Origin of the sequence: Stenotrophomonas sp. TWI273, from assembly GCF_039674765.1 — a bacterium.
GTDB lineage: Bacteria > Pseudomonadota > Gammaproteobacteria > Xanthomonadales > Xanthomonadaceae > Stenotrophomonas.
Window position 1 is genome coordinate 62,196 of sequence record NZ_JBDJOA010000008.1, and the last position, 24,504, is coordinate 86,699.

General features: G+C 66.6%; 22 protein-coding genes. 15 read left to right on the top strand and 7 right to left on the bottom strand.

Annotated features, from left to right (window positions below; all coding sequences use genetic code 11):
- Positions 1-10 precede the first annotated feature (10 nt).
- A complete protein-coding gene (hslU, locus tag ABE571_RS12550) occupies positions 11-1,384 on the top strand; it encodes an ATP-dependent protease ATPase subunit HslU (protein WP_121039962.1) in 1,374 nt (457 codons plus the stop codon).
- Between the two features lie 61 nt (positions 1,385-1,445).
- Here the strand turns inward: hslU and ABE571_RS12555 are convergent, their stop codons facing one another.
- Entirely contained in the window at positions 1,446-2,114 is a 669-nt protein-coding gene (locus ABE571_RS12555; protein WP_313212404.1) for a TetR family transcriptional regulator, read from the bottom strand.
- Between the two features lie 231 nt (positions 2,115-2,345).
- On the opposite strand from ABE571_RS12555, the gene smeD reads away from it, so the two are divergent.
- From smeD to ABE571_RS12570, 3 genes are read left to right on the top strand one after another with little or no spacing between them, the layout of a single operon-like run.
- Entirely contained in the window at positions 2,346-3,524 is a 1,179-nt protein-coding gene (gene smeD, locus ABE571_RS12560) for a multidrug efflux RND transporter periplasmic adaptor subunit SmeD (RefSeq protein ID WP_123730148.1), read from the top strand.
- Positions 3,525-3,536: 12 nt separating this feature from the next.
- Complete coding sequence (gene smeE, locus ABE571_RS12565) at positions 3,537-6,683, top strand: multidrug efflux RND transporter permease subunit SmeE (RefSeq protein ID WP_346493793.1); 3,147 nt, start codon at positions 3,537-3,539, stop codon at positions 6,681-6,683.
- Positions 6,676-8,076 carry an efflux transporter outer membrane subunit gene (locus ABE571_RS12570; RefSeq protein WP_346493794.1) on the top strand — a complete coding sequence of 467 codons (1,401 nt, stop codon included), beginning with the start codon at positions 6,676-6,678 and terminating at the stop codon, positions 8,074-8,076. The genes smeE and ABE571_RS12570 overlap by 8 nt, the downstream gene beginning before the upstream one ends.
- A 42-nt stretch (positions 8,077-8,118) precedes the next feature.
- Here the strand turns inward: ABE571_RS12570 and ABE571_RS12575 are convergent, their stop codons facing one another.
- From ABE571_RS12575 to ABE571_RS12590, 4 genes are all read right to left on the bottom strand, one after another.
- Positions 8,119-8,538, bottom strand: coding sequence for a low affinity iron permease family protein (locus ABE571_RS12575; RefSeq protein WP_313219562.1), 420 nt, complete (start codon positions 8,536-8,538; stop codon positions 8,119-8,121).
- Between the two features lie 76 nt (positions 8,539-8,614).
- Positions 8,615-8,947 (bottom strand): hypothetical protein, encoded by a 333-nt coding sequence (locus ABE571_RS12580; protein WP_313212400.1) that lies wholly within the window; start codon positions 8,945-8,947, stop codon positions 8,615-8,617.
- Positions 8,948-9,009: 62 nt separating this feature from the next.
- Entirely contained in the window at positions 9,010-9,288 is a 279-nt protein-coding gene (locus ABE571_RS12585; protein ID WP_346493795.1) for a hypothetical protein, read from the bottom strand.
- A 256-nt stretch (positions 9,289-9,544) separates the two neighbouring features.
- Positions 9,545-9,997, bottom strand: coding sequence for a nucleoside deaminase (locus ABE571_RS12590; RefSeq protein ID WP_019186053.1), 453 nt, complete (start codon positions 9,995-9,997; stop codon positions 9,545-9,547).
- A gap of 79 nt (positions 9,998-10,076) precedes the next feature.
- Between ABE571_RS12590 and ubiE the strand changes: the two genes are divergently transcribed.
- The 3 genes from ubiE to ABE571_RS12605 all read left to right on the top strand — a co-directional run bounded on the left by ubiE (position 10,077) and on the right by ABE571_RS12605 (position 13,796).
- Positions 10,077-10,838, top strand: a complete 762-nt coding sequence (gene ubiE, locus ABE571_RS12595) for a bifunctional demethylmenaquinone methyltransferase/2-methoxy-6-polyprenyl-1,4-benzoquinol methylase UbiE (protein ID WP_070471930.1) — start codon at positions 10,077-10,079, stop codon at positions 10,836-10,838.
- Between the two features lie 68 nt (positions 10,839-10,906).
- Positions 10,907-11,773 carry a GGDEF domain-containing protein gene (locus ABE571_RS12600; protein WP_313212398.1) on the top strand — a complete coding sequence of 289 codons (867 nt, stop codon included), beginning with the start codon at positions 10,907-10,909 and terminating at the stop codon, positions 11,771-11,773.
- Positions 11,774-11,855: 82 nt separating this feature from the next.
- On the top strand, positions 11,856-13,796 hold the full coding sequence (locus tag ABE571_RS12605) for a M1 family metallopeptidase (protein WP_313219565.1): 1,941 nt from the start codon (positions 11,856-11,858) through the stop codon (positions 13,794-13,796).
- Between the two features lie 71 nt (positions 13,797-13,867).
- Here ABE571_RS12605 and ABE571_RS12610 read toward each other — a convergent pair whose 3' ends face one another.
- The gene (locus ABE571_RS12610) at positions 13,868-14,488 is read right to left on the bottom strand and encodes a TetR/AcrR family transcriptional regulator (protein WP_313219566.1); all 621 of its coding nucleotides are present in this window, start codon (positions 14,486-14,488) and stop codon (positions 13,868-13,870) included.
- 132 nt (positions 14,489-14,620) lie between these two features.
- On the opposite strand from ABE571_RS12610, the gene ABE571_RS12615 reads away from it, so the two are divergent.
- The 3 genes from ABE571_RS12615 (at position 14,621) to ABE571_RS12625 (ending at position 17,101) form a co-directional block, all read left to right on the top strand.
- Positions 14,621-15,667 carry an MBL fold metallo-hydrolase gene (locus ABE571_RS12615; protein WP_346483297.1) on the top strand — a complete coding sequence of 349 codons (1,047 nt, stop codon included), beginning with the start codon at positions 14,621-14,623 and terminating at the stop codon, positions 15,665-15,667.
- Positions 15,668-15,761: 94 nt separating this feature from the next.
- Positions 15,762-16,493, top strand: coding sequence for a hypothetical protein (locus ABE571_RS12620; RefSeq protein WP_313212991.1), 732 nt, complete (start codon positions 15,762-15,764; stop codon positions 16,491-16,493).
- The gene (locus ABE571_RS12625; protein ID WP_346493796.1) at positions 16,481-17,101 is read left to right on the top strand and encodes an HAD family hydrolase; all 621 of its coding nucleotides are present in this window, start codon (positions 16,481-16,483) and stop codon (positions 17,099-17,101) included. The genes ABE571_RS12620 and ABE571_RS12625 overlap by 13 nt, the downstream gene beginning before the upstream one ends.
- Before the next feature lie 252 nt (positions 17,102-17,353).
- Here the strand turns inward: ABE571_RS12625 and ABE571_RS12630 are convergent, their stop codons facing one another.
- Positions 17,354-18,292, bottom strand: a complete 939-nt coding sequence (locus ABE571_RS12630; protein WP_346466623.1) for a carbohydrate kinase family protein — start codon at positions 18,290-18,292, stop codon at positions 17,354-17,356.
- 275 nt (positions 18,293-18,567) lie between these two features.
- Between ABE571_RS12630 and ABE571_RS12635 the strand changes: the two genes are divergently transcribed.
- The 5 genes from ABE571_RS12635 (at position 18,568) to rodA (ending at position 24,497) form a co-directional block, all read left to right on the top strand.
- Positions 18,568-19,614: a rod shape-determining protein gene (locus tag ABE571_RS12635; protein ID WP_019186044.1), complete on the top strand. Its 1,047-nt coding sequence runs from the start codon at positions 18,568-18,570 to the stop codon at positions 19,612-19,614.
- Between the two features lie 156 nt (positions 19,615-19,770).
- On the top strand, positions 19,771-20,844 hold the full coding sequence (gene mreC, locus ABE571_RS12640; protein WP_346483295.1) for a rod shape-determining protein MreC: 1,074 nt from the start codon (positions 19,771-19,773) through the stop codon (positions 20,842-20,844).
- Entirely contained in the window at positions 20,841-21,326 is a 486-nt protein-coding gene (gene mreD, locus ABE571_RS12645; protein ID WP_019186042.1) for a rod shape-determining protein MreD, read from the top strand. The genes mreC and mreD overlap by 4 nt, the downstream gene beginning before the upstream one ends.
- Position 21,327: 1 nt before the next feature.
- The gene (mrdA, locus tag ABE571_RS12650; protein ID WP_313212999.1) at positions 21,328-23,388 is read left to right on the top strand and encodes a penicillin-binding protein 2; all 2,061 of its coding nucleotides are present in this window, start codon (positions 21,328-21,330) and stop codon (positions 23,386-23,388) included.
- A complete protein-coding gene (gene rodA / locus ABE571_RS12655) occupies positions 23,385-24,497 on the top strand; it encodes a rod shape-determining protein RodA (protein ID WP_313213001.1) in 1,113 nt (370 codons plus the stop codon). Before mrdA ends, rodA begins: the two co-directional genes overlap by 4 nt.
- Positions 24,498-24,504: the final 7 nt, after the last annotated feature.

Consider the following 24,504-nt stretch of genomic DNA (forward strand, 5'->3'; position numbering starts at 1 on the left):
GAGCACACCCATGCCGCACAAGATTGAAGTTTCTTCCGCCACCATGACCCCGCGCGAGATCGTGCAGGAACTGGACCGGCACATCGTTGGCCAGCACGACGCCAAGCGCGCGGTTGCCATCGCGCTGCGCAACCGCTGGCGCCGCATGCAGCTGCCGGCCGAGCTGCGCAACGAAGTCATGCCCAAGAACATCCTGATGATCGGCCCGACCGGCGTCGGCAAGACCGAGATCGCGCGTCGCCTGGCCACGCTGGCCAATGCGCCGTTCGTCAAGGTTGAAGCCACTCGGTTTACCGAGGTCGGCTATGTCGGCAAGGACGTGGAGCAGATCATCCGCGACCTGGCCGACACCGCGGTCAAGCTGTATCGCGAGCAGGCCAAGGTCCGCGTGCGCACCCAGGCCGAAGAGCGCGCCGAAGACCGCATCCTGGATGCACTGCTGCCGCGCCGCAGCACCGGTATCGGCTTCGATGCCGAGGCCGCGCGCAACGAACCGTCCGCGCAGGACAACGAGACCCGCATCAAGTTCCGCCGCATGCTGCGCAACGGTGAACTGGACGAGCGCGAGATCGAACTGGAAGTGTCGGCCAACGTCAGCATGGACATCATGACCCCGCCGGGTATGGAGGAAATGGGGCAGCAGCTGCGCCAGATGTTCTCCAGCATGGGCGGTGCGAAGGCGCAGAAGCGCACGCTGTCGATCAAGGCCGCGCGTCCGCTGCTGATCGAGGAAGAGGCCGGCAAGCTGGTCAATGAAGACGATATTCGCAGCGCTGCGATCGAAGCCTGTGAGCAGCATGGCATCGTGTTCATCGATGAGATCGACAAGGTCGCCAAGCGCGGTGACAACGTCGGTGGCGGTGATGTGTCGCGCGAAGGCGTGCAGCGCGATCTGCTGCCGCTGGTGGAAGGCTCCAATGTGTCCACCAAGTACGGCACCATCAAGACCGACCACATCCTGTTCATCGCCTCCGGTGCGTTCCACCTGGCCAAGCCCAGCGATCTGATCCCGGAACTGCAGGGTCGTTTCCCGATCCGCGTGGAACTGGGCGCGCTGAGCAAGCAGGACTTCGTGCGCATCCTGACCGAGCCGAAGGCCGCGCTGACCAAGCAGTACGAAGCGCTGCTGCAGACTGAAGGCGTCTCGATGAAGTTCACGGTCGATGCGGTGGACCGCTTGGCCGAGATCGCCTTCCAGGTGAACGAGCGCCAGGAAAACATCGGCGCGCGCCGCCTGCACACGGTGCTGGAGCGCTTGCTGGATACGCTGAGCTATGAAGCCCCGGACCGCGATGGCGAGACCATCAGCATCGACCAGGCCTACGTCGATGCGCACCTGGGTGAGCTGGTGCAGGATCCGGACTTGAGCCGCTACATCCTGTAACGGCACGCAACGATCGGGTGGTAGGAAGAACGGCGGCACTTCGGTGTCGCCGTTTTTTTTCTCAGGCGTCGTCGTCGGTTGGCAGGGCGGTCGGCGGTGCGCCCGGGGTGAATACACCCGGCTGCACGAATGCGCTGAGGATCGCATCCAGCGTCTGCGCGCCATCGCGCTGGATCTCGAACAGCTCCGGTTCCAGCATCGCGCTATACAGCACCCCGGTCAGGCTGGTGCTCACGATGCGTGCCACCGTGTCCACGTCCACCCCCTCGCGCAGCTGCCCCAACTCGCGCGCGCGCTGGAACGCGGCCGCGAAGATACCCAGCTCCTCGCGCGATGCCTCCAGCTGCAGCACCTGCATCGCCTGGCTTTCCACCGACAGATCATTGCGCAGCATGATTTCCATCATGTTGCGCAGGCGTTCGTCTTCGGCCAGCTCCCGGAAGGAGACCAGCAGTGCCGAGCGCAGGTCCAGGATCGGTGTAGTGCGCTTGGCCGAGGTGGTGCGTCGCAGCCGCTCGATGAACGGGACGCGCTCGCGATCGATCATCGCGGTCAGCACTTCGGTCTTGTTCTTGAAATGCCAGTACACCGCGCCGCGGGTGAATCCGGCGCGCGCCCCGATCATCGCCAGGCTGGTGCCGGCGACCCCGTATTCATGGAAACAGACCTGGGCCGCATCGAGGATGCCCTCGCGGGTGGCCTGCGCCTCTTCTTTGGTTTTTCTGGCCATTGCGCTGTGCAGTTGCTGGATGAAACCGGCCTGAATTGTACCGCTTTACAAACAAACATGCATGTATGTATATTTGCGCCCCACTGATCCTCAGCGAGGACTGCCTGCGCATGCCGGCGGGTCTCGTTTCGGATATTTGCCGTCATTTGCTGCCTGTTTGTCGTCATTCTTCGCTTTTATCGGAAGTTGGGCTGCAGGCGCGCCCTTTTCCGTCTGCGAGCCCCTACCGCCATGTCAAGAACCCCGTACCGTCTTCTCGCGCTGTCCCTCGCGATCGCCCTGACCGTGTCCGCCTGTGGCGGTGGTGAGCAGGAGGGTCCGCAGGGCGGCCCCGGCCAGGTGACCGTGGCCACCCTGAAAGCCGAGCAGGTCGGGCTGACCCGCGAGCTGCCGGGCCGCACCAATGCCTTCCTGGTGGCCGAAGTGCGCCCGCAGGTCAACGGCATCGTGGCCAAGCGGTTGTTCACCGAAGGCGGCCTGGTCACTGCCGGGCAGCCGCTGTATCAGCTCGATGACGCCAGCTATCGCGCCCAGGCCAACAGCGCCCGTGCCCAGCTGGCCCGCGCCGAAGCCACCGCCAATGCCGCGCGCCTGAGCGCCAAGCGCATCGGCGAGCTGGCCAAGGTCGAGGCGGTCAGCACCCAGGACAACGAAAACGCGATCGCCGCGCTGAAGCAGGCCGAAGCCGATGTCGGCGCCGCGCGTGCCTCGCTGGACGCGGCCAACGTGACGCTGGGGTACGCGCGCATCACCGCGCCGATCAGCGGCCGCATCGGCAAGTCCTCGGTGACCCAGGGCGCGCTGGTCAGCGCCGGCCAGGCCGAAGCGCTGGCCACCGTGCAGCAGTTGAACCCGATCTATGTCGACCTGACCCAGTCCGCCAGTGAGCTGCTGCAGCTGCGCCGCGAACTGGCCAGCGGCCGCCTGCAGGACAACCAGACCCTGCCGGTGACGATCCTGCTCGATGACGGCACCGAGTTCGATCACAAGGGCACCCTGGAATTCTCCGAAGTCAGCGTGGATCCGACCACCGGCAGCTACGCGCTGCGGGTCAAGGTCGAGAACCCGGACCAGGTGCTGATGCCGGGCATGTACGTGCGCGCCCAGGTCGGCAGCGGTGTGCGCGACAACGCGATCCTGGTGCCGATGCAGGGCATCGCCCGCGATCCCAAGGGCGATACCAGCGCCATGGTGGTCGGCAAGGACGACAAGGTCGAAGTGCGGCAGGTCAAGGTCAGCCGTTCGCTCGGCGACAAGTGGCTGGTCGAAGACGGGTTGAAGGCGGGTGACAAGGTCATCGTCGAAGGCCTGCAGAAGATCCAGCCGGGCATGCCCGTGCAGGCCACCGAAATGGGCGCGGCCCCGGCCAAGCCGGCCGCCGCGCCGGCGGCTCCCGCCGCCCAGCAGTAACCGGAGAATTCCATGGCACGTTTCTTCATTGATCGCCCCATCTTCGCGTGGGTGATTGCGATCATCATCATGCTCGCCGGTGGCCTGGCGGTGCTCAAGCTGCCGGTGTCGATGTATCCGGAAGTGGCACCGCCGGCCGTCGAGATCAGCGCCAGCTACCCGGGTGCATCGGCCAAGGTGGTCGAGGACTCGGTGACGCAGATCATCGAGCAGAACATGAAAGGCCTGGATGGCCTGATCTACTTCTCGTCCAACAGCTCGGCCAACGGCCAGGCGACCATCACCCTCACCTTCGAGAGCGGGACCAACCCGGATATCGCGCAGGTGCAAGTGCAGAACAAGCTGCAGCTGGCCATGCCGCTGCTGCCGCAGGAAGTGCAGCGCCAGGGCATCAACGTCGCGAAGTCGAGCAGTGGCTTCCTGCAGGTGCTCGGCTTCGTCTCTGAAGACGGCAGCATGGATGCCAACGACATCTCCGATTACGTCGGCTCCAACATCGTCGATCCGCTGAGCCGCGTGCCAGGCGTGGGCAACATCCAGGTGTTCGGTGGCAAGTACGCCATGCGTATCTGGCTGGACCCCAACAAGCTGCACACCTACAAGTTGTCCACTGCCGAAGTGATCGCCGCGATCACCGCGCAGAACGCGCAGGTCGCCATCGGCCAGCTCGGCGGCGCGCCGTCGATCAAAGGCCAGCAGCTCAACGCGACCATCAACGCACAGGACCGCCTGCAGACCCCGGAGCAGTTCCGCAACATCATCGTGCGCAGCGCGCAGGACGGTGCCGAACTGCGCCTGTCCGATGTTGCCCGCGTCGAGCTGGGTGCGGAGTCGTACGACTTCGTGACCCGTTACAACGGCAAGCCGTCGTCGGGTATCGCGATCACGCTGGCGACCGGCGCCAATGCGCTGGACACCGCCAATGGCGTGCGTGCGGCGCTGGATGAGATGGAGCCGAACTTCCCGGCCGGCCTGAAGGCGGTGGTGCCGTATGACACCACGCCGTTCGTGCAGGTCTCGATCAAGGGCGTCATCAAGACCCTGATCGAAGCCATCGTGCTGGTGTTCCTGGTGATGTACCTGTTCCTGCAGAACTTCCGCGCGACCCTGATCCCCACGATCGCGGTGCCGGTGGTGCTGCTGGGCACGTTCGGCATCCTGGCCGCGCTGGGCTTCTCGGTGAACATGCTGACCATGTTCGCGATGGTGCTGGCGATCGGCCTGTTGGTCGATGACGCGATCGTGGTGGTGGAGAACGTCGAGCGGATCATGTCCGAGGAAGGACTCTCGCCGCTGGAAGCCACGCGCAAATCGATGAGCCAGATCACCGGCGCGCTGGTCGGCATCGGCCTGGTGCTGTCGGCGGTGTTCGTGCCGATGGCCTTCATGAGCGGGGCCACCGGCGTCATCTACCGCCAGTTCTCGGCCACGATCGTCTCGGCGATGGCCCTGTCGGTGCTGGTCGCGATCGTGCTGACCCCGGCGCTGTGCGCCACCATGCTCAAGCCGCTCAAGAAGGGCGAGCACCACGTGGCCCACAAGGGCTGGTCGGGGCGTTTCTTCAACGCGTTCAACCGGGGTTTCGACCGTTCCAGCAATGGCTATCAGCGTGGCGTGCGCGGCATTCTTGGCCGTCCGTGGCGCTTCATGGGCGTGTTCGCTGCGCTCGCGCTGGTGATGGGCCTGCTGTTCATGCGCCTGCCCAGTTCGTTCCTGCCCAATGAAGACCAGGGCATCCTGATGGCGCTGGTGCAGACCCCGGTCGGCGCCACCCAGGAACGCACCCTGGAATCGATCGACAAGCTTGAAAAGCACTTCATGGAGAACGAGGCCGACGCGATCGAGTCGATCTTCTCGGTGCAGGGCTTCAGCTTCGCCGGCATGGGCCAGAACGCGGGCATGGCCTTCGTCAAGCTCAAGGACTGGAAGGACCGTGATGCCGATCAGGGTGCGATGCCGGTGACCGGTCGCGCGATGGCGGCGCTGGGCGGGATCAAGGATGCCTTCATCTTCGCCTTCCCGCCGCCGGCGATGCCGGAACTGGGTATCGGCTCGGGTTACACCTTCTTCCTGAAGGACACCAGCGGTGCTGGTCACCAGGCGCTGCTGGACGCACGCAACCAGCTGCTCGGCATGGCCGGGCAGAGCAAGCTGCTGGCCAACGTGCGCCCCAACGGCCAGGAAGACACCCCGCAGCTGCGCATCGACATCGACGTCGGCAAGGCCAGTGCGCTGGGCCTGTCGCTGGAGGCGGTCAACACCACGCTCGCTGCGGCCTGGGGCAGCAGCTACATCGATGACTTCATCGACCGTGGCCGGGTCAAGCGCGTGTACGTGCAGTCCGATGCGCCGTTCCGCATGAACCCGGAAGACTTCAACCTGTGGTCGGTCAAGAACACCGCCGGTGAGATGGTGCCGTTCTCGGCCTTCGCCAGCCAGCGCTGGGACTACGGTTCGCCGCGCCTGGAGCGCTACAACGGTGTGTCCGCCATGGAAATCCAGGGTGAGCCGGCACCGGGCGTGGCCTCGGGGGATGCGATGAACGAAGTGGAGAAGCTCGCCAAGCAGTTGCCGGCCGGTTTTGACATCGAGTGGACCGCGCTGTCCTACCAGGAGCGCCAGGCCGGTTCGCAGACGCCGCTGCTGTACACGCTGTCGCTGCTGATCGTGTTCCTGTGCCTGGCCGCGCTGTATGAAAGCTGGAGCGTGCCGACCTCGGTGCTGCTGGTGGCCCCGCTGGGCATCCTCGGCGCGGTGCTGGCCAACACCATGCGTGGCATGGAGCGCGATATCTACTTCCAGGTGGCGATGCTGACCACGGTCGGTCTGACCAGTAAGAACGCGATCCTGATCGTGGAGTTCGCCAAGGAAAACCTGGAGAAGGGCGCCGGCCTGATCGAGGCGACGATGCACGCTGTGCGTGACCGTCTGCGCCCGATCATCATGACCTCGCTGGCCTTCGGCCTGGGCGTGCTGCCGCTGGCGATCGCCTCTGGTGCCGGTTCCGGTGCACAGCAGGCCATCGGTACCGGCGTGCTCGGCGGCATGCTGGTCGGCACGCTGCTGGGCGTGTTCTTCATCCCGCTGTTCTTCGTGGTGGTGCAGCGCGTGTTCAATCGCAAGAAGTACGGCAAGAACGCCGGAGGTTCCGATGCGTAAGCCCATGATGGCCAGCCTGGCGCTGGCCGTGAGCCTGGTGCTGTCCGGCTGCTCGACGCTGGAGCCGCGCAGCACCGAAGTCGCCCCGGCGATTCCCGCGCAGTGGCCGGGCACGGCCACCGCAGGGGCGGTGACCACCGCACCGATGGAGGTGGCCGACATCGGCTGGCGCGATTTCTTCGTCGATCCGCGCCTGCAGACGGTGATCACCCACGCCCTGGAGAACAACCGCGACCTGCGCGTGGCCGTGCTCAATGTCGAGCGTGCCCGGGCGCAGTACCGCATCCAGCGCGCCGACCGCGTGCCGGCGGTCGGTGTGCAGGGGCAGATGACCCGCAGTGGCGGCGATGCCCCGGTGACCGAGCAGATCAGTGCCAACCTCGGCGTGGTCGAGTTCGAACTGGATCTGTTCGGCCGCGTGCGCAACCTCAGCCAGGCGGCGCTGCAGCAGTACTTCGCCGAAGCGGCCAACCGCCGCAGTGCGCAGCTGTCGCTGGTGGCCGAGGTGGCCAATGCGTGGCTGACCCTGGGCGCGGACAGCGAGCAGCTGCGGATCGCGCAGGCGACGTTGGCGACCTATGAGGATTCGCTGCGCCTGACCGAGGCCCGCCGTCAGCTCGGTGGCGCCTCGGCGCTGGAACTGAGCCAGACCCGTACCCTGGTGGAAACCGCGCGCACCGATGTGGCGCGCTTTGCCGGGCAGGTCGCGCAGGATCGCAACGCGCTGGTGCTGCTGGCCGGTGGGCCGATCGATGCCTCGCTGCTGCCGCAGGCGGAGGTGACCGAGGTCGCCAGCGTGCGGCCGCTGCCGGCCGGGATGCCGGGCGATGTGCTGCTGCAGCGGCCGGACGTGATGGCGGCCGAGCACGTGTTGCTCTCGGCCAACGCCAACATCGGTGCGGCGCGCGCGGCGTTCTTCCCGTCGATCAGCCTGACCGGCAACATCGGGTCGGCCTCGTCGGAGCTGTCGGGGCTGTTCGACGGCGGCACGCGCGTGTGGAGCTTCATTCCCAAGCTCAACCTGCCCATCTTCCAGGGCGGCAAGCTGCGCGCCAATCTGGGCATGGCCACGGCGGATCGCGATATCGCGCTGGCGCAGTATGAGAAGGCGATCCAGGTCGGTTTCCGCGAGGCGGCCGATGCACTGGCGCTCAACGAGAGTCTGGATGCGCAGTTGTCGTCGCAGCAGGCGCTGGTGGCGGCGGCGGAGCAGGCGCAGCGGTTGTCGCAGGCACGCTATGACGCCGGCCTGGACAGCTTCCTGACCCTGCTGGATGCACGCCGTACGGCGTACACCGCACGGCAGTCGCTGGTCAGCACGCAGCTGGCCCGGCAATCCAATCAGGTCGCGTTGTACAAGGTGCTCGGCGGCGGTTGGCACGAGCGCGGGTGAATGATCCACGCGGGTGCGGCCACGTTGCCGCACCTGCGCCGCTCAGGGATCGTCTGCCCGGCCATCGCCGTGGCAGCGGCGCGCGCGATCCAATGCGCTGCCTGCTTCGCGGGCCATCCGTTCGTATTCGCGGCGGATTTCTTCCAGGCGCTCTTCGTCCAGCTCTTCGAGATCGAGCAGTTCGTTGTTGGCCGCTTTCGTCGCGCGGATCAGCTCATCGAGCTTGATCTGGATCGCAGCGGTATCCGCGTTCTGGCTGTGCTGGATCAGGAACACCATCAGGAAGGTGATGATGGTGGTGCCAGTGTTGATCACCAGCTGCCAGGTGTCGTTGAACCGGAAGATCGGGCCGCTCAAGGCCCAGATGACCACGATCGTCACCGCCGCCAGGAAGGTCCACGGCGTTCCTGCCGCATAGGACGCCTTCTTGGCGACAAGATTGAAGAGACTGCGCAGTTTCATGAGGCACGACAGGTGGGAGCCGAGGTGCCTGCATCATTGGTGGGGCGCCGTGCAGGCGCTGTGCAGCCGGCGCAGGTCAGACGCGGGCATGCAGCCGCGGGCGCGATGCCTGGTCCTGGCGACCGGCGAGGTAAACGTGTTCCCAGCACTGGTCAACGAACTGACGGGCCTGGTCTTCGGACAGGCGCGGCATGATCTGCAGCGCGTAATGAGTCTGGAACATTTCATCGCGCTCCTCATCACTTGCACGCGGTTGCGTGATCAGCGAATCGCAGGCGAATTTGATCCACGGCACGTAATGGCCGAATGAGCCCGTCCCGAGGTTGCCGTCGGCGTGACGCTGGCGCCAGTAGCTGACTTCGGCGTCGACATCGATGACGGCAGGGATGGAGATCTGGGCGGAGGACATGGTCACTTCAATATGGGAAGAAGGGAATCTGGATGATGGCGTAGGGCGCGGTGCATGTGATGTCATGGCGATGTGGAGCCGGTGTGGCGGCGTTCGCCCCGTTGTTCGCCCAGCAGATGCGCGTGGTGGACCACCCCCAGGCGTTCGGCCAGCGTCGCCAGCCGGTTGCAGACGGCGACGCGATGATGAGGATGGGACCGCGTCAACTCTTCCTGGATGGCCTGGTAGGCATCCCAGAAAGGCGCGGCGTTTTGGTGGCGTACGTAGTGCACCTGCAGTCTTTCCCACGCGTCCATCAACGCAGGTTCGACGGAGGAGGTGCGGCGGGTTTGGGCATGCATGACGTCTCCTCGACGATGGTGCCCCCTGTGCAACCACCTTAAGACGTTCATGCAGCGCGGTTGTTAGTGCGGCGTGTTCGCGATGTCCCACGGCGGTGTGCGGCGCGTGAGGGTGTCACGTGCATACACCCATGGCACAGGGCCTTGCGTGCCGCCTTGCTCACTGAAGCATTCAGAACGTTGCAGCACCCGCGCGCTGCGTATTGGCATCACGCGGGCAGGTTCCGCGCGCATCCGCGCGGAACGGTGGTGTTTCTTATTCGCCGATGTCTTCGTTCCAGACCTCGGGATGGGCGCTGATGAAGCCGCCAAGCAGGTCGATGCATGCCTGGCTCTGCATGTCGATCACCTTGACCCCATTCTCGCGCAGCCACTCGATGCCGCCCTGGAAGGTGACCGACTCGCCCACCACCACGGTGCCGATGTTGAACTGGCGCACCAGCCCGCTGCAGTACCAGCACGGGGCCAGGGTGGTGACCATGATGGTGTCCTGGTAGCGGCGCTGGCGGCCGGCCTTGCGGAAGGCATCGGTTTCGCCGTGCACCGAGGGGTCGCCTTCCTGGACGCGGCGGTTGTGGCCGCAGCCGAGCAGGCGGCCGTCGTTGTGGTACAGCGCGGCGCCGATCGGGATGCCGCCTTCGGCCAGGCCCTGGCGGGCTTCGGCGATGGCGGTTTCGAGCAGGGCGGCGTAGTCGGGGGTGGTGATCATGCGCAATCCAGGAACGTGAAGGCCCCCATGATAGTGGGCGGCCTGCCGCAACGGCGCCGGCGGTGCGATAATCGTCCCCATGAGCGAATCCCCCTACAAGACTGGCACCACCCATTTCGGCTTCCGCGATGTCGCTGCGAAGGACAAGCAGAAGCTGGTGGGCGAAGTGTTCACCTCGGTCGCGCGCAGCTACGACCTGATGAACGATCTGATGAGCCTGGGCATCCACCGGGCGTGGAAGCGCTACTACGTGGCCACCGCGCAGGTGAAGCCGGGCGACCGCGTGCTGGATCTGGCCGGCGGCACCGGCGATATCGCCGCGCTGATCAAGGAGCGGGTGGGTGACGAGGGTGAAGTGGTGCTGGGCGATATCAACGCCGGCATGCTCTCCGTCGGCCGTGACCGGCTGACCAACCGCGGCCTGGTCGCAGGCCTGAACTACGTGCAGTGCAACGCCGAGGCGCTGCCGTTCCCGGATGCGAGCTTCGATCTGGTCACGATTGCCTTCGGGCTGCGCAACGTCACCGACAAGGAAGCCGGCCTGCGCGAGATGCATCGCGTGCTCAAGGTGGGCGGCCAGGCGCGCGTGCTGGAGTTCTCGGAAGTCACCGCCGACTGGTTCAAGCCGATCTACGATTTCCACTCGTTCAAGATCCTGCCCAAGCTGGGCCAGCTGTTCGCGCGTGATGGCGACAGCTACCAGTATCTGGCCGAGAGCATCCGCAAGCATCCGCCGCAGGAGCAGCTCAAAACCATGATGGCCGAGGCCGGTTTCGAGCGCTGCCATTACAAGAACCTGACCGGCGGCATCGTTTCGATTCACTCCGGCTACAAACTTTGAGACAGAGGTCCGGTTCCCGCTGAGGGAGCTCGGCCACACTGCAGGCAGGCTGTCGAAGAGGGCCTGCCATGCGTCTGTACCGCGGGCTTGCCCGTGTGTTTCCCCGCTCGTTCACCGCCAAGCTGATGGCGGTGGTCTTCCTTGGCCTGCACGTGCCGCTGCTGGTCCTGCTGGTGTGGATGGCCGCCACCGGCCATTACGCGCGCGGCGTGATGTGGACCGTGGTCGGCGTGGTCCTGCTGGCCACGCTGCTCGGCACGGCGATCGCGATGATGGCGCTGTACCGCCTGATGGCGCCGCTGCGCCAGGCCGCCGATGCGCTGGAGGCCTACTACGACGAGCAGCGCCTGCCGCATCTGCCCGATCTGGGCCACGATGAGATCGGCCGGCTGCTGCGCAGCATCAACCGCAACCTGCATGGCGTGGACGCCGGCCTGCGTGATCTGCGTCGCAGTGTGCTGCTCGATCCGCTCACCCAGGCCCTGAACCGGCGCGGCTGCGAGCAGGCGCTGGCCGATTCCGCCGCCTGGGCCAGCGAGAAGGCCCGTCCGCTGACCCTGTTCGTGGTCGATCTGGACAACCTCAAGCCGATCAACGACGCCCACGGCCATCTGGCCGGCGACCAGGTGCTGGTGCGGCTGGTGGAGACCGCGCGACAGTGGCTGCGCGGCCCGGACTGGATCGGGCGCTGGGGCGGCGATGAGTTCCTGCTGGCCGTACACGCCGATGGCAACGAGGCCGGCGAGCGGGTGACGCGTTGGCTGGCGCAGCTGGCCGCGCCCGCGCGTGCCGGCGACCCGCCGGTACGCGCCAGCGCCGGCGCGGCCGCGTATCGCCCCGGCGATGACCTGCGCGAGGCCTACCGGCGTGCCGATGCGGCGATGTACCGGGCCAAGTACGCCGGGGGCGGGCGCCTGTTGCGCGCCGAGGACTGAATGCGCGAACCGCCACGCATGGCCTGCGCGGGCGTCGGGGACAGGGGGTAAACTGGTCGTTTCACCCTGATCGGTCCCGTTCATGCGATCTCCGTTCCTGTTGATTCCCCTGGCCGTCGCCCTGGCGTCCGGCTGCTCCAAAGAACCGGCGGCTCCGACCGTCGATCCCACTGCCACCGCCCCGGCGAGCACTGCCATGAAAGCCGACAGCCGCAGCCACGATGAAAGTTCGTACGCCGAGCCGGACAAGGTCGTCGTCAAGGACATCGCGCTGGACCTGAAGCTGGATTTCGACAGCAAGCAGATCGGCGGCACCGCGACCTACACGCTGGAGTGGAAGGACAAGGCCGCCAAGCAGCTGGTGCTGGACACCCGCGAGCTGACCGTGGAGAAGGTCGAGGCGATCGCCGCCGACGGCAAGGCTGCACCGCTGCCGTTCGTGCTGGCACCGGCCGACAAGGTGTTCGGCAGCAAGCTGAGCATCGAGACGCCGGATCAGCCGGCCAAGGTCGTGATCACCTATCACACCGCACCGACCGCCTCGGGCCTGCAGTGGCTGGAGCCGTCGATGACCGAGGGCAAGAAGCTGCCCTTCATGTTCAGCCAGTCCCAGGCCATCCACGCCCGTTCCTGGGTGCCGCTGCAGGACACGCCGAGCGTGCGCTTCACCTACAGCGCGCATGTCACCTCGCGCCCGGACGTGATGGTGCTGATGAGCGCCGACAACGATCCCAAGGCCGCGCGTGATGGTGATTACACCTTCAAGATGCCGCAGCCGATCCCGTCCTACCTGCTGGCCATCGCCGCCGGCGACCTGGTGTTCGAGCCGATCTCCGGCCGCTCCGGCGTGTGGGCCGAACCGACCATGGTCGGCAAGGCCGCCAAGGAGTTCGAAGACACCGAGAAGATGATCGGCGCTGCCGAGAAGCTCTACGGCGAATACCGTTGGGGCCGCTACGACATGCTGGTGCTGCCGCCGTCGTTCCCGTTCGGTGGCATGGAAAACCCGCGCCTGACCTTCGCTACCCCGACCGTGATCGTCGGCGACAAGTCGCTGGTCTCGCTGGTGGCCCACGAACTGGCACACAGCTGGTCGGGCAACCTGGTGACCAACGCCAGCTGGAAGGACATCTGGCTCAACGAGGGCTTCACCACCTACGTGCAGGGCCGCATCACCGAGGCGCTGTACGGCCAGGAAATGGCCGAGATGGAGCGCGAGATCGACCAGAACGATCTGCTCGCCGAAGTGAAGGACATGAGCGCGGCCGACCAGGCCCTCGCCCTGCCGCCGCTGAGCGAGCGTGACCCGGACGAGGCATTGAGCCAGGTCGCCTACGTCAAGGGCGCCTGGTTCCTGCAGTTCCTGGAACAGCGCTTCGGCCGCGAAACCTTCGATCCGTTCCTGCGGGGCTGGTTCGATGACCATGCCTTCCAGAGCGCGAACACCGACCAGTTCGTCGAGTACCTGAAGAAGAACCTGCTGTCCAAGAAGCCCGGCGCCGTCAGCGACGCCGAGCTGAAGGCATGGCTGGACGAGCCGGGCATTCCGTCGTTCGCGACCAAGGCCCGCTCGCGCAACTTCTCCATCGTCGATACCGCCCGCATCGCCTGGCAGGGCAGCAACACGCTGCCCAACGCGCAGATCACCGGCGAGTGGGGCACCCAGGAATGGGTGCACTTCATCGACGGCCTGGGCAAGACCCTGCCGGTGGAGAAGCTGGCCGCGCTGGACAAGGCCTACCACTTCACCGGTACCGCCAACGGCGAGATCGCGATGCGCTGGTATCCGTTGACGATCCGCAGCGGCTACAGCGAAGCGAACGAAGCCGCCGGTGCGTTCATCGAGCGCGTCGGCCGTCGCAAGCTGATCATGCCGATCTACGCCGAACTGGTGAAGACACCGGAAGGCCTGGCCTTCGCCAAGGCCGCCTTCGCCAAGGCCAAGCCGGGCTACCACCCGATCACCACGGGCTCGGTGCAGGACATGCTGGACAAGGCCGAGGCGGGCACGGCCAAGCCGTAATCGCCAGACGCATCGGTTGAACGAAAAACGGCGGGGAAACCCGCCGTTTTTTTATGCCTGGGCGCCGGCGCTCACACCGCGCGGACCGCCAGGAACATGTCCACGCAGTCGTGCATCACCTGCTGCTGCTGTGCCGGCGTGAGCGGTGGCTGGCCGAAGGTGATCTGCGGCCAGAACGCAAAGGCCTTGAGCATCGCCTGCAACTGGTGCGCGGCGTCGGCCGGCGGCATGTCCGTGCGCAGCCGGCCATCGGCCTGGGCCGCGCGGATCCAGCCGGTCAGGCCTTCTTCCTTCTCGGCCAGCTTGTCCATCATCGCGCGCGCGCGCTCGGGGGCATGGACCAGTTCGGCCATCGCGACCCGGGACAGATCGATGAAGCCTGGGTCGTCGAGCAGGTGCATCTTGCGCGCCGCGAACAGCAACAGTTGATCGCGCAGCGGCCGTGCCGGGTCGTAGGGCACGACAGCCAGCGCCTGGCTGGCCTCGAACAGCTGCCACAGGATGGCGGTGAACAACTCGTCCTTGCTGGCGAAGTGGTTGTACACGGTGCGCTTGGACACCTCGGCCGTGGCCGCGATGCGATCCATGCTGGTGCCGGCAAAGCCGAATTCGCGGAACTCTGCCACCGCGGCGCGGAGGATGGCCTCGCGTTTACGGTCGGTGAGGCGGCTGGGACGGTCGGGGGCGCTCATGCGGATTATTTTACACCGTTCAGTTTACTTTTCGGAAAAGGCAAGTAAACTCGCCGGTGTACTTTCCAGGGCAAGCCCCGCATGAAACGTCGCCTGCCTCGATTCCTCCTCCTTCTGACGGTGTTGATCGCCATGTCCATTGGCCTGTTGACCTGCGGTGCCCGCCCGGCGGCCGCCTATGACCAGTCGCCGCAATTCGGCGACGGGCACTTCCACAATCCCGCAGGCAAGAGCGCGCTGGGCTTCGTCGGCACGCTGGGCGTGATGTGGAAAATGCTGTTCGAAAAGCCCGCCGACGCCACTCCGCTGGCCCCGATTCCGGTGCAGGCGCTGAGCCGCCAGGCCCTGCTCGACGCGCCCGACGACAGCCTGTGGCGACTGGGTCACTCGACGATGCTGATGAAGCTGGACGGCCATTTCTGGCTGACCGACCCGGTCTTCGCCGAACGTGCCTCGCCGATGTCGTTCATGGGCCCCAAGCGCTTCCATGCGCCGCCGCTCACCATCGACGAACTGCCGCCCATCACCGGCGTGATCATCTCCCACGACCACTACGATCACCTCGACCACGATGCCATCCTCGCGCTCGCGCCCAAGGTGCAGCACTTCGTCACCGCGCTCGGCGTTGGCGACCGCCTGATCGGGTGGGGCGTACCGGCCGCGAAGGTCGTGCAGCTGGACTGGTGGCAGGACACCCGCGTGGAGGGCCTGAAAATCGTCGCGACCCCGGCCCAGCACTTCTCCGGCCGCACCCTCGCCGACGGCAACCGCACGCTGTGGGCGTCGTGGGTGATCGACACCGGGCGTACCCGGATCTTCTTCAGCGGCGACACCGGCTACTTCGACGGCTTTGCCCGCATCGGCGAGCGCTACGGCCCGTTCGACCTGACCATGATCGAGACCGGTGCCTACGATGCGCAGTGGCCGGATGTGCACATGCAGCCCGAACAGAGCCTGCAGGCGCATCTGGACGTGCGTGGCAAGGTAATGATGCCGATCCACAACGGTACCTTCGACCTCGCGTTGCATCCGTGGACCGAACCGTTCGAACGCATCACCGCGCTGGCGCAGGAACAGGGCGTGGCGCTGACTGCGCCGCACATGGGCGAACGCCTGGATATCCGCACGCCGGCACCGTCGACCCAGTGGTGGCGCGAAGGACAGCCGACAACGAAGTGAGATCGGCACCGTGCGGCTCCGCACCGGCATGACGCGCTTGGCGATAAAGTAGGCTCAGGCGCCCGGCGCGTCATCGTCCAACACGGAGCACGCAATGAAACGACTGATCCTGGTAGCGGCCTGCGCCTTCGCGCTGGCGGCCTGCAGCAACCCCGAGGCCGAGCGCCAGGCGCAGGAAGCCGCCGCGGCTGCCGCCAAGGCGCAGCAGGAAGAAAAGGCCGAAGGCGTAGCCAAGCAGTACGACATGGCGGTCGCCGCGCAGGATTGGGAGCGTGCCCGCATCCACGGTGGCTCGCTGCTGGACCAGTACAAGGACACCGACGTCGCCGCCCGGATCGAACCGGGCTATGCCGAGGTCAAGGCCAAGGCCGAGGCCGCGCGCGAGACGCGCCGTCTGCAGGCCCTGTGGCAGTACAACCAGATCCCGGTGGGCACCAAGGGCATCCAGTCCTCGGCGCAGATCTACAGCAAGGAGCGCGTGGACGTGGATGGCAGCGGTGCCAAGCCGGTGCAGCTCGTGTTCCGCGATCATCCCGAATGGAAGCGCCATGCGTACCTCGTGCTGCAGGCCGGCGATTTCCGCTGCCCGAAGTGCCAGGTCAAGGTGACCGTCGACGATGGCAAGCCGGTGTCCATGGCCGCCTGGCGGCCGGATACAGATGAAGCGATCGCGATGTTCATCACCGACCAGAAAGCGCTGTGGAACCTGGCGCGCAAGGCCAAGGTGATCAGCATCGAGTTCCCGGTCAAGGCCGGTGGCACGCGCACGGCCGTGTTCGAAACCGGTGGTGTGGATGCCAGCCGCATGCCGCAGTGGTGGAAGTGAGCGGCCTGCCGGCGATCCGTCACTGGGTGTTCGACATGGACGGTACGCTGACCGTGGCGGTACACGATTTCCAGCGCATCAAACGTGACCTTGCGATTCCCCCGGACGACGACATCCTCACCCATCTGGCCGCGCTGCCGGCCGAGGAGGCCGCGGCCAAGCATGCGTGGTTGCTCGCACACGAACGTGCGCTGGCCGGGGCGGCGCAGCCCGCCCCCGGCGCCGTCGCCCTGATCCGCGCGCTGCACGCCGCGGGCTGCCGGCTGGGCATCCTGACCCGCAACGCACGCGAACTCGCCGAGGTGACCCTGCAGGCGATCGGTGTCGGGGACGTGTTCGCCCGAGAGGACATCATCGGCCGCGACGAAGCCGAGCCCAAACCGTCACCGGCGGGCCTGCGCTATTTCGTTGAGCGTTGGCAGGTGGATCCTGCCCAGGTGGTGATGGTCGGCGACTACCGCTTCGACCTGGAATGCGGCCGTGCCGCCGGCACCCGCACCGTGCTGGTCAACACCCCGGACAACCCCTGGCCGGGCATGGCCTGCTGGCACCTGGCCGATTGCGGGCAGGTGCTGGCGGCATGGGAAGGTAAGCGGGTTTTGGCCTGATCGCACCGGACAAGGCCTGCCGCATGCTCTGCTGACGGTGGACCCGAACAGCAGCCAGGCGTGGCCTGGCTCTACCCCCCCCCATCGTCTCGCGCTTCACCCTCTGGTGGAGAGCCCCCTTGATGTTCAAGGGGGCGCGCCGAAGGCGGGGGGATAAGGTGGGATGCGCGGGCCGGTTGCGCCACAGGCGCAGTCGGCTCAAGGGGGCGCGCCGAAGGCGGGGGGATAAGGTGGAATGCGCGGGCAGTTTGGTTACGCGTTCAACGCGTAACCAAACTGCTGCTTGAACTGCTCATTGAACTCATCGAACGTGAAGCGCTGGTTCTGGGTGCCCGGGTGCTCGACCTTCAGCGCGCCCATCAGGTTGCCCATGCGGCCGATGGTCAGCCAGTCGTAGCCCTTCTCGATGCCGTAGATCAGGCCGGCGCGGAACGCATCGCCGCAGCCGGTCGGATCGACCACGCGGCGCTCGTGCGCCGGCGGGATGTCATAGGTCTTTTCCGGGGTGTGGATGACCGCGCCCTTGGGGCCACGGGTGGTGATGTAGGCCTTGACCCGGCTCACGATCGCCTGTTCATCCCAGCCGGTGCGCTCCTGCAGCAGGTTGGACTCGTAGTCGTTGACGACGACGTAGTCGGCCTGCTCGATGAAGGTGCGCAGCTCCGGGCCGTTGAACAGCGGCATGGCCTGGCCCGGGTCGAAGATGAACGGCACGCCGGCCTCGAAGAATTCCTGCGAGTTCTGGATCATGCCCTCGCGCCCATCCGGGCCGACCAGGCCCAGGGTTACGCCCGGCACGTCTTTCACGTGGTTCTCGTAGGACCGCATCATCGCGCCCGGGTGGAAGGCGGTGATCTGGTTGTTGTCGTGATCGGTGGTGATGAACGCCTGCGGGGTGAACAGCTCATCGATCACCTTGACCCGGCTCAGGTCGATGCCCAGGCCCTGGAAGTACTCGCGGTACGGGCCGAAATCCGAACCCACCGTGCCCATCGGGATCGGCTCGCCACCCAGCAGGTACAGGTTGTAGGCGATGTTGCCGGCGCAACCGCCGAATTCACGACGCATGCGCGGCACCAGGAACGACACATTCAGGATGTGCACCTTGTCCGGCAGGATGTGATTCTTGAACTGGTCCGGGAACACCATGATGGTGTCGAAGGCAAGAGAACCACAGATCAAAGCGGACATCGAGTAAGGCCTATGCGGAAGGGGGTTTGAGGCCCGTTGGGCGGGCAACGAAACGGCGCCCTGCGGCGCCCTGCGGCGCAAAGGTTAACGGGTAGGGCGGCTTTGGGCCAGAACCCGGGCTGTCCGGATTGGCCTGAATGGCCGTGAAGGCTGGCTTTCGGCCAGATTTGTCCTTGCTCGCGCACAGGGGGATTGCTAGGCTTGTCGGCCTCGAATTCTGCCCATTTTTTCGCCATCCCGCGTTGGGCGCGACACCCCTCAGGATCAACTCCCAGATGTTCAAGAAACTGCGTGGCATGTTCTCCAATGACCTGTCCATCGACCTGGGCACGGCCAACACCCTCATCTACGTGCGTGGGCAGGGGATCGTGCTGAACGAGCCGTCGGTCGTGGCCGTGCGCCAGGACCGTGCCATCGGTGGTACCCGTTCCGTGGCTGCCGTGGGCGCCGAGGCCAAGCAGATGCTGGGCCGTACCCCGGGTCATATCACCACCATCCGCCCGATGAAGGATGGCGTCATCGCCGACTTCACCTACACCGAGGCGATGCTCAAGCACTTCATCAAGAAGGTCCACAAGTCGCGCTTCCTGCGCCCGAGCCCGCGCGTGCTGGTCTGCGTGCCGGCCGGCTCGACCCAGGTCGAGCGCCGCGCGATCAAGGAATCGGCCGAAGAGGCCGGTGCGCGTGATGTGTTCCTGATCGAAGAGCCCATGGCCGCTGCGATCGGCGCCGGCATGCCGGTCACCGAGGCGCGCGGCTCGATGGTCATCGACATCGGCGGCGGCACCACCGAAGTGGCCGTGATCTCCCTCAACGGCATCGTCTACTCGGCCTCCGTGCGTATCGGCGGCGACCGCTTCGACGAATCGATCACCAACTACGTGCGCCGCAACCACGGCATGCTGATTGGTGAAGCGACCGCCGAGCGGATCAAGGTCGAGCTGGGCTGCGCCTACCCGCAGGCGGAAGTGATCGAGATGGAAATCTCCGGCCGCAACCTCGCCGAGGGCGTGCCGAAGATGATCAAGATCAACTCCAACGAAGTGCTTGAAGCCCTGCATGAGCCGCTCTCGGGCATCGTCAGCGCGGTCAAGCTGGCGCTGGAGCAGACCCCGCCGGAACTGTGTGCCGACGTCGCCGAGCGCGGCATCGTGCTGACCGGTGGTGGCGCCCTGCTGCGCGACATGGACCGCCTGATCTCCGAGGAAACCGGCCTGCACGTGCAGGTGGCCGATGACCCGCTGACCTGCGTGGCCCGCGGTGGTGGTCGTGCGCTGGAGCTGGTGGACATGCACGGCAACGAGTTCTTTGCGCCGGAGTGAGCCGTACCGGCCGTGTATCGTAGACGCGCCTCTGCGGCGTGATGCCTCCGGCAAGCGTCGCTTGCCGGGCGTCACCTCGCCGGGGCGTTGTCGCATGCTGTTCCCGCTGCGCTCTTGTTCCGCGCGCTTCATCCACATTATTTCCAGTCGACGCCTGTGCCGCCTTACGCCGGTCCTCCCGTAGCCTCCCGCCAGGGCGATGCCGCCAGTCCGCTGCGCCTGCTCGCTTACCTGGCGTTGGCCATCACCTTGATCGTGCTCGATGACCAGGCGGGCTGGCTGTCGCGCCTGCGCGCGCAGGCCAACGTGCTGGTGCAGCCGGTATGGGCGCTGGCCGGCCTGCCGGGGCGCCTGGGTACGCAGGTCAAGGACAACGCCGCCAGCCACGGCCAGCTCGTCACCGAGAACCGCGAACTGCGCAACCAGTTGCTGATCGCCAATGCGCGGTTGACCCGCCTGCAGACCGCCGCGCTGGACAACGCCCAGCTGCGCGAGCTGCTCAACGTGGCCGAACGCAGCGGACTGGACGTACAGCTCGCCCCGATCCTGGATATCGACCTGGACCCGGTGCGCCAGCGGCTGGTGCTGGCCGCCGGCACCCGCGATGGCGTGCATGTCGGCCAGGCGGTGATCGATGCCGGTGGCCTGATGGGCCAGGTGATCGCCACCACCGGCAACAGCGCGACCGTGCTGCTGCTCACCGACCCCGACCATGCCGTGCCGGTTACCGTGGCCCGCAACGGCGTGCGTCTGATCGTCTACGGTCGCGGCGACACCCTGGAGCTGCGCGACATTCCGCTCAGTGCCGGGGTGGAAGTGGGCGATGAGATCGTGACCTCAGGGCTGGGTGGGCGCTTCCCGGCCGGGTTCCCGGTCGGCAGCATCACCGCGCTGCGGCCGGATGACACGCATGCCTTCCTGGTCGGCGAGCTGAAGCCGGCCGCCCAGCTCGACCGCGGTCGCGACGTGTTGCTGCTGCGCCCGGGCGAGGCGATCCGCATTCCGCCGAACCTGCGTCGCGACGCGGGCGAGGCCGGTGGCCCGGCTGCGGCGCCGCTGAGTTCATCCCCGGCCACCACGGCACCTGCGACGGCGCCCGCCAATGCACCGCAGGCCAACCGGCCCGGTCCGTCCGCGCCGGTACCGGTGACGCCGCGTCGTGCCGCAGCCGCGCCTGCGCCCGCGCCCGCGCCCGAAACCGGCACCGCGCCGCCGGAGGAACAACGATGAGCCGCCTGCGCGACAAACCCTGGGTGCTGCCGGTGAGTCTGGTCGTGGCGCTGCTGCTGGGCCTGTTGCCGTTGCCGGCGCTGCTGCAGCCGCTGCGTCCGTATTGGCTGGCACTGGTGCTGGCGTACTGGGTGATCGAGACACCGGACCGGGTCGGGCTGGGCATCGCCTTCGCGAGCGGCGTCATCGCCGATCTGCTCTATGGCGGCGTGCTCGGCGAGCAGGCGCTGCGGCTGGTGATCCTGACCTTCATCCTGCAGCGCTTCCGCGCGCGGATCCGCTTCTTCCCGATGTCCCAGCAGATCCTGGCGATCGGCGGCCTGCTGTTCAACGACCGCATCGTCAGCGCGGTGGTGCACATCGTGGTCGGCGAGCCGACCCTGCCGTGGTCGTACTGGTGGGCGCCGCTGCTGGGCATGGCGCTGTGGCCGCTGGTGTTCGTGCTGCTGGACGCGCTGCGCTTCGGGCGACGCGGGCGCTGACATGTACATGCGCCGCCAGGCCAAGAATCCGCATGCCGAGGCAGAACAGTTCCGGCGCCGTGCCGCGCTGGGCTTCCTTGGCGTGCTGGTGTGCCTGTTCGGCCTGGGGGGGTGGTACTTCAAGCTGCAGGTGATGGACCACGACATCTACGCCACGCGCTCGGAGGCCAACCGGATCAAGCCGCGGCCGGTGGTGCCGGGGCGCGGGATGATCTACGACCGCAACGGCCGGCTGCTGGCCGAGAACGTGCCGGCGTTCCGCCTGGACATCACCCCGGACAAGGTCAAGGACATGGACGCCACCCTGGCGGGCCTGTCGAAGATCCTCGCGCTGAGCCCGGAAGACATCGAGACCTTCAACAAGTCGCGCAAGGCCCGTCGCAGTTTCCTGCCGGTCACCCTGAAGCTGCGTGTCACCGATGAGGAGATGGCGCGCTTCGCGGTGGACCGCTGGCGCTTCCCCGGCGTGGAGCTGGAGCCGTACCTGACCCGTCGCTATCCGTACGGCGATCTGTTCGCGCACATCATCGGCTACGTCGGCCGGGTCGATGACAAGGATCTGGAGATGCTGGGCGAGGGCAATGCGGCGCTGACCCACATCGGCAAGTCCGGGCTGGAGCGCTATTACGAGCAGCAGCTGCGCGGCAAGGTCGGCTACGAGCAGGTCGAGACCAACGTGCAGGGCCGGGCGATCCGCACCATCGGCCGGGTCGCGGCGCAGTCGGGCAGCGATCTTCGCCTGTCCATCGATGCCGATCTGCAGCGCGCGATGGTCGCCGCCTTCGGCGAGTTCGAAGGGGCGGCGGTGGCGATGGACCCGCGCACCGGCGAAGTGCTGGCGATGGTCAGCCTGCCGTCCTACGACCCCAACCTGTTCGTCAACGGCATCTCGCATGCCGATTTCAAGGCGCTCAACGACAACCCCTCGCGGCCGCAGTTCAACCGCCTGGTGCTGGGCGGCGTCGCGCCCGGTTCGACGATCAAGCCGCTGATCGGCCTGGCCGGCCTGGACAGTGGCGTGCGCAGACCGGAAGACAAGATCCTGTCCACCGGCATGTTCTATCTGCCGGGCACCTCCCGCGGTTGGGGCGATGCCAACCGTGGCGGGCATGGCTGGACCGATCTGCGCAAGTCGATCACCCAGTCGGTCAACACGTACTACTACAAGCTGGCGTTGGATCTGGGCATCGATCGCTTCGACCACTACATGGGCTACTACGGGTTCGGCGCACCGACCGGCATCGATCTGACCGGCGAGATCGGCGGCATCCTGCCCTCGCCGGCGGCCAAGTTCAAGGCACGCAAAGAGCGCTGGTATCCCGGTGATACGGTCAACGTCAGCATCGGCCAGGGCGACTGGAAGGTCACCCCGCTGCAGCTGGTGCACGGCGTGGCCGGCATCGCCGATGGCCAGCTGCGCCAGCCGCATCTGGTGATGCAGCAGCGCGCCGGTTTCGATGCGGACTGGACGGCCACGCCGCCGGGCGAGAGCAAGCCGATCAGCCCCACGCCGAGCAATCTGCAGGCGGTGCGCGAGGGCATGATGGGCACCATGCAGCCCGGCGGCAGCGGCGCGCGTGCGGCCGCAGGCGCGCCGTACGTGATGGCGGGCAAGACCGGTACGGCACAGGTGATCAGCCGGCGCGGTACGGCAGCGGTCAACCCGCGCAGCCTGCCACTGCATCTGCGCCATCGCGCGCTGTTCGTGGGTTTCGCGCCGGCCGACCATCCAGTGATCGCCGTGGCGATCGCGGTCGAGGGCGGCGGCTACGGCGGCTCCGCCGCGGCGCCCATCGCACGCAAGATTTTCGACGCCTGGCTGCTCGGCAAAATGCCCGATGGCCTGGAGCCGCTGGACAGCGAGCGCGGCACGACCGCGATCGGGATCACCGCCTTCGATGGCGGCGATGGCGCCGTGCGCGAGGCGGGCGACGCCGCCGTGGCTGCGCTGGAGCTGATGCCGGTGGTGGTGGGCCTGCCTGCGCCCGCGCCCGCGCCGGACCCCGGTGCACCCGTTCCCAGTGCCACCCCACCCCCGACCGCACCGGAGCGGCCACGATGAAGGTCTTCCTGCGCTGGGCGGTCGACATGGCCGTCCGCTTCAGCAGCTCGCTGGACTGGGTGCTGTGCCTGGCCCTGGCCGCGCTGATGCTGATGGGCCTGGCCGTGCTCAAGAGCGCTGGAGGTGACGGCCTGGTGTTCGCCCAAGGGGCGCGCTTCGCGGTTGGCCTGGGCGCGATGTGGGCGATTTCGCGGATCTCGATCCTGCGCATCCGTTCGGCCACGCCGCTGATCTATGCAGTCTCCATGATCCCGCTGCTGGCCGTGTTCGTGCTGGGCACCGGCAAGTACGGCCGCCAGTGGCTGGATCTGAAGCTGTTCTACCTGCAGCCGGCCGAGCTGCTCAAGGTCAGCCTGCCGATGATGGTGGCCTGGTATCTGCATCGCATGCCGCTGCCGCCGCGCTTCTCCACCGTGCTGACCAGTGCGGTGATCATCGGCGTGCCGACCGGGTTGGTGATGCTGCAGCCGGACTTCGGCACCGGTGTGCTGATCGCTGCCAGCGGCGCGTTCGTGCTGCTGCTGGCCGGCCTGCCCTGGTGGTGGGTAGGTGTGGCGGTCGGCGGTGTGGCTGCGGCCGCGCCGGTGGCCTGGTTCTGGCTGCTGCGGCCGTACCAGAAAGACCGCATCATGATGTTCATGGACCCGGAAAGCGATGCGCTCGGCGCCGGCTGGAACATCATCCAGTCCAAGATCGCGATCGGCTCGGGCGGCTTCGATGGCAAGGGTTGGGGGCAGGGCTCGCAGTCGCACCTGAACTTCATTCCCGAGCAGACCACCGATTTCGCCTTCTCGGTGCTGAGCGAAGAATTCGGCTGGATCGGCGTGGCGATCGTGCTCGCGTTGTACCTGGTGGTGATCGGGCGTTGCCTGTGGATCGCCTCGCAGTCGCGCGATACCTATTCGCGGCTGCTGGCCGGCGCGACCGGGCTGGCGTTCTTCGTCTATGTGCTGGTCAACGGCGGCATGATTTCCGGCCTGCTGCCGGTGGTCGGTGTGCCGATGCCGTTGATCAGTTACGGCGGTACCTCGGCGGTCTCGCTGTTGGCCGGCTTCGGGCTGGTGATGGCGGTGCGTCGCCACAATCCGGTGCACGGCGGCTACGGCTGAGCAGACG

Excerpts from the sequence above, each read along its gene's own strand:
- hslU (WP_121039962.1), top strand. The coding sequence starts at position 11 with ATGCCGCACAAGATTGAAGTTTCTTCCGCCACCATGACCCCGCGCGAG.
- smeD (WP_123730148.1), top strand. The coding sequence starts at position 2,346 with ATGTCAAGAACCCCGTACCGTCTTCTCGCGCTGTCCCTCGCGATCGCC.
- ubiE (WP_070471930.1), top strand. The coding sequence starts at position 10,077 with ATGAGCGAATCCCCCTACAAGACTGGCACCACCCATTTCGGCTTCCGC.
- ABE571_RS12610 (WP_313219566.1), bottom strand. The coding sequence starts at position 14,488 with ATGAGCGCCCCCGACCGTCCCAGCCGCCTCACCGACCGTAAACGCGAG.
- ABE571_RS12585 (WP_346493795.1), bottom strand. The coding sequence starts at position 9,288 with ATGCATGCCCAAACCCGCCGCACCTCCTCCGTCGAACCTGCGTTGATG.
- ABE571_RS12620 (WP_313212991.1), top strand. The coding sequence starts at position 15,762 with ATGAAACGACTGATCCTGGTAGCGGCCTGCGCCTTCGCGCTGGCGGCC.
- ABE571_RS12555 (WP_313212404.1), bottom strand. The coding sequence starts at position 2,114 with ATGGCCAGAAAAACCAAAGAAGAGGCGCAGGCCACCCGCGAGGGCATC.
- smeE (WP_346493793.1), top strand. The coding sequence starts at position 3,537 with ATGGCACGTTTCTTCATTGATCGCCCCATCTTCGCGTGGGTGATTGCG.
- ABE571_RS12600 (WP_313212398.1), top strand. The coding sequence starts at position 10,907 with ATGCGTCTGTACCGCGGGCTTGCCCGTGTGTTTCCCCGCTCGTTCACC.
- ABE571_RS12615 (WP_346483297.1), top strand. The coding sequence starts at position 14,621 with ATGTCCATTGGCCTGTTGACCTGCGGTGCCCGCCCGGCGGCCGCCTAT.
- ABE571_RS12605 (WP_313219565.1), top strand. The coding sequence starts at position 11,856 with ATGCGATCTCCGTTCCTGTTGATTCCCCTGGCCGTCGCCCTGGCGTCC.
- rodA (WP_313213001.1), top strand. The coding sequence starts at position 23,385 with ATGAAGGTCTTCCTGCGCTGGGCGGTCGACATGGCCGTCCGCTTCAGC.
- ABE571_RS12575 (WP_313219562.1), bottom strand. The coding sequence starts at position 8,538 with ATGAAACTGCGCAGTCTCTTCAATCTTGTCGCCAAGAAGGCGTCCTAT.
- ABE571_RS12580 (WP_313212400.1), bottom strand. The coding sequence starts at position 8,947 with ATGTCCTCCGCCCAGATCTCCATCCCTGCCGTCATCGATGTCGACGCC.
- mrdA (WP_313212999.1), top strand. The coding sequence starts at position 21,328 with ATGTACATGCGCCGCCAGGCCAAGAATCCGCATGCCGAGGCAGAACAG.
- ABE571_RS12570 (WP_346493794.1), top strand. The coding sequence starts at position 6,676 with ATGCGTAAGCCCATGATGGCCAGCCTGGCGCTGGCCGTGAGCCTGGTG.
- ABE571_RS12630 (WP_346466623.1), bottom strand. The coding sequence starts at position 18,292 with ATGTCCGCTTTGATCTGTGGTTCTCTTGCCTTCGACACCATCATGGTG.
- ABE571_RS12590 (WP_019186053.1), bottom strand. The coding sequence starts at position 9,997 with ATGATCACCACCCCCGACTACGCCGCCCTGCTCGAAACCGCCATCGCC.
- ABE571_RS12635 (WP_019186044.1), top strand. The coding sequence starts at position 18,568 with ATGTTCAAGAAACTGCGTGGCATGTTCTCCAATGACCTGTCCATCGAC.
- mreD (WP_019186042.1), top strand. The coding sequence starts at position 20,841 with ATGAGCCGCCTGCGCGACAAACCCTGGGTGCTGCCGGTGAGTCTGGTC.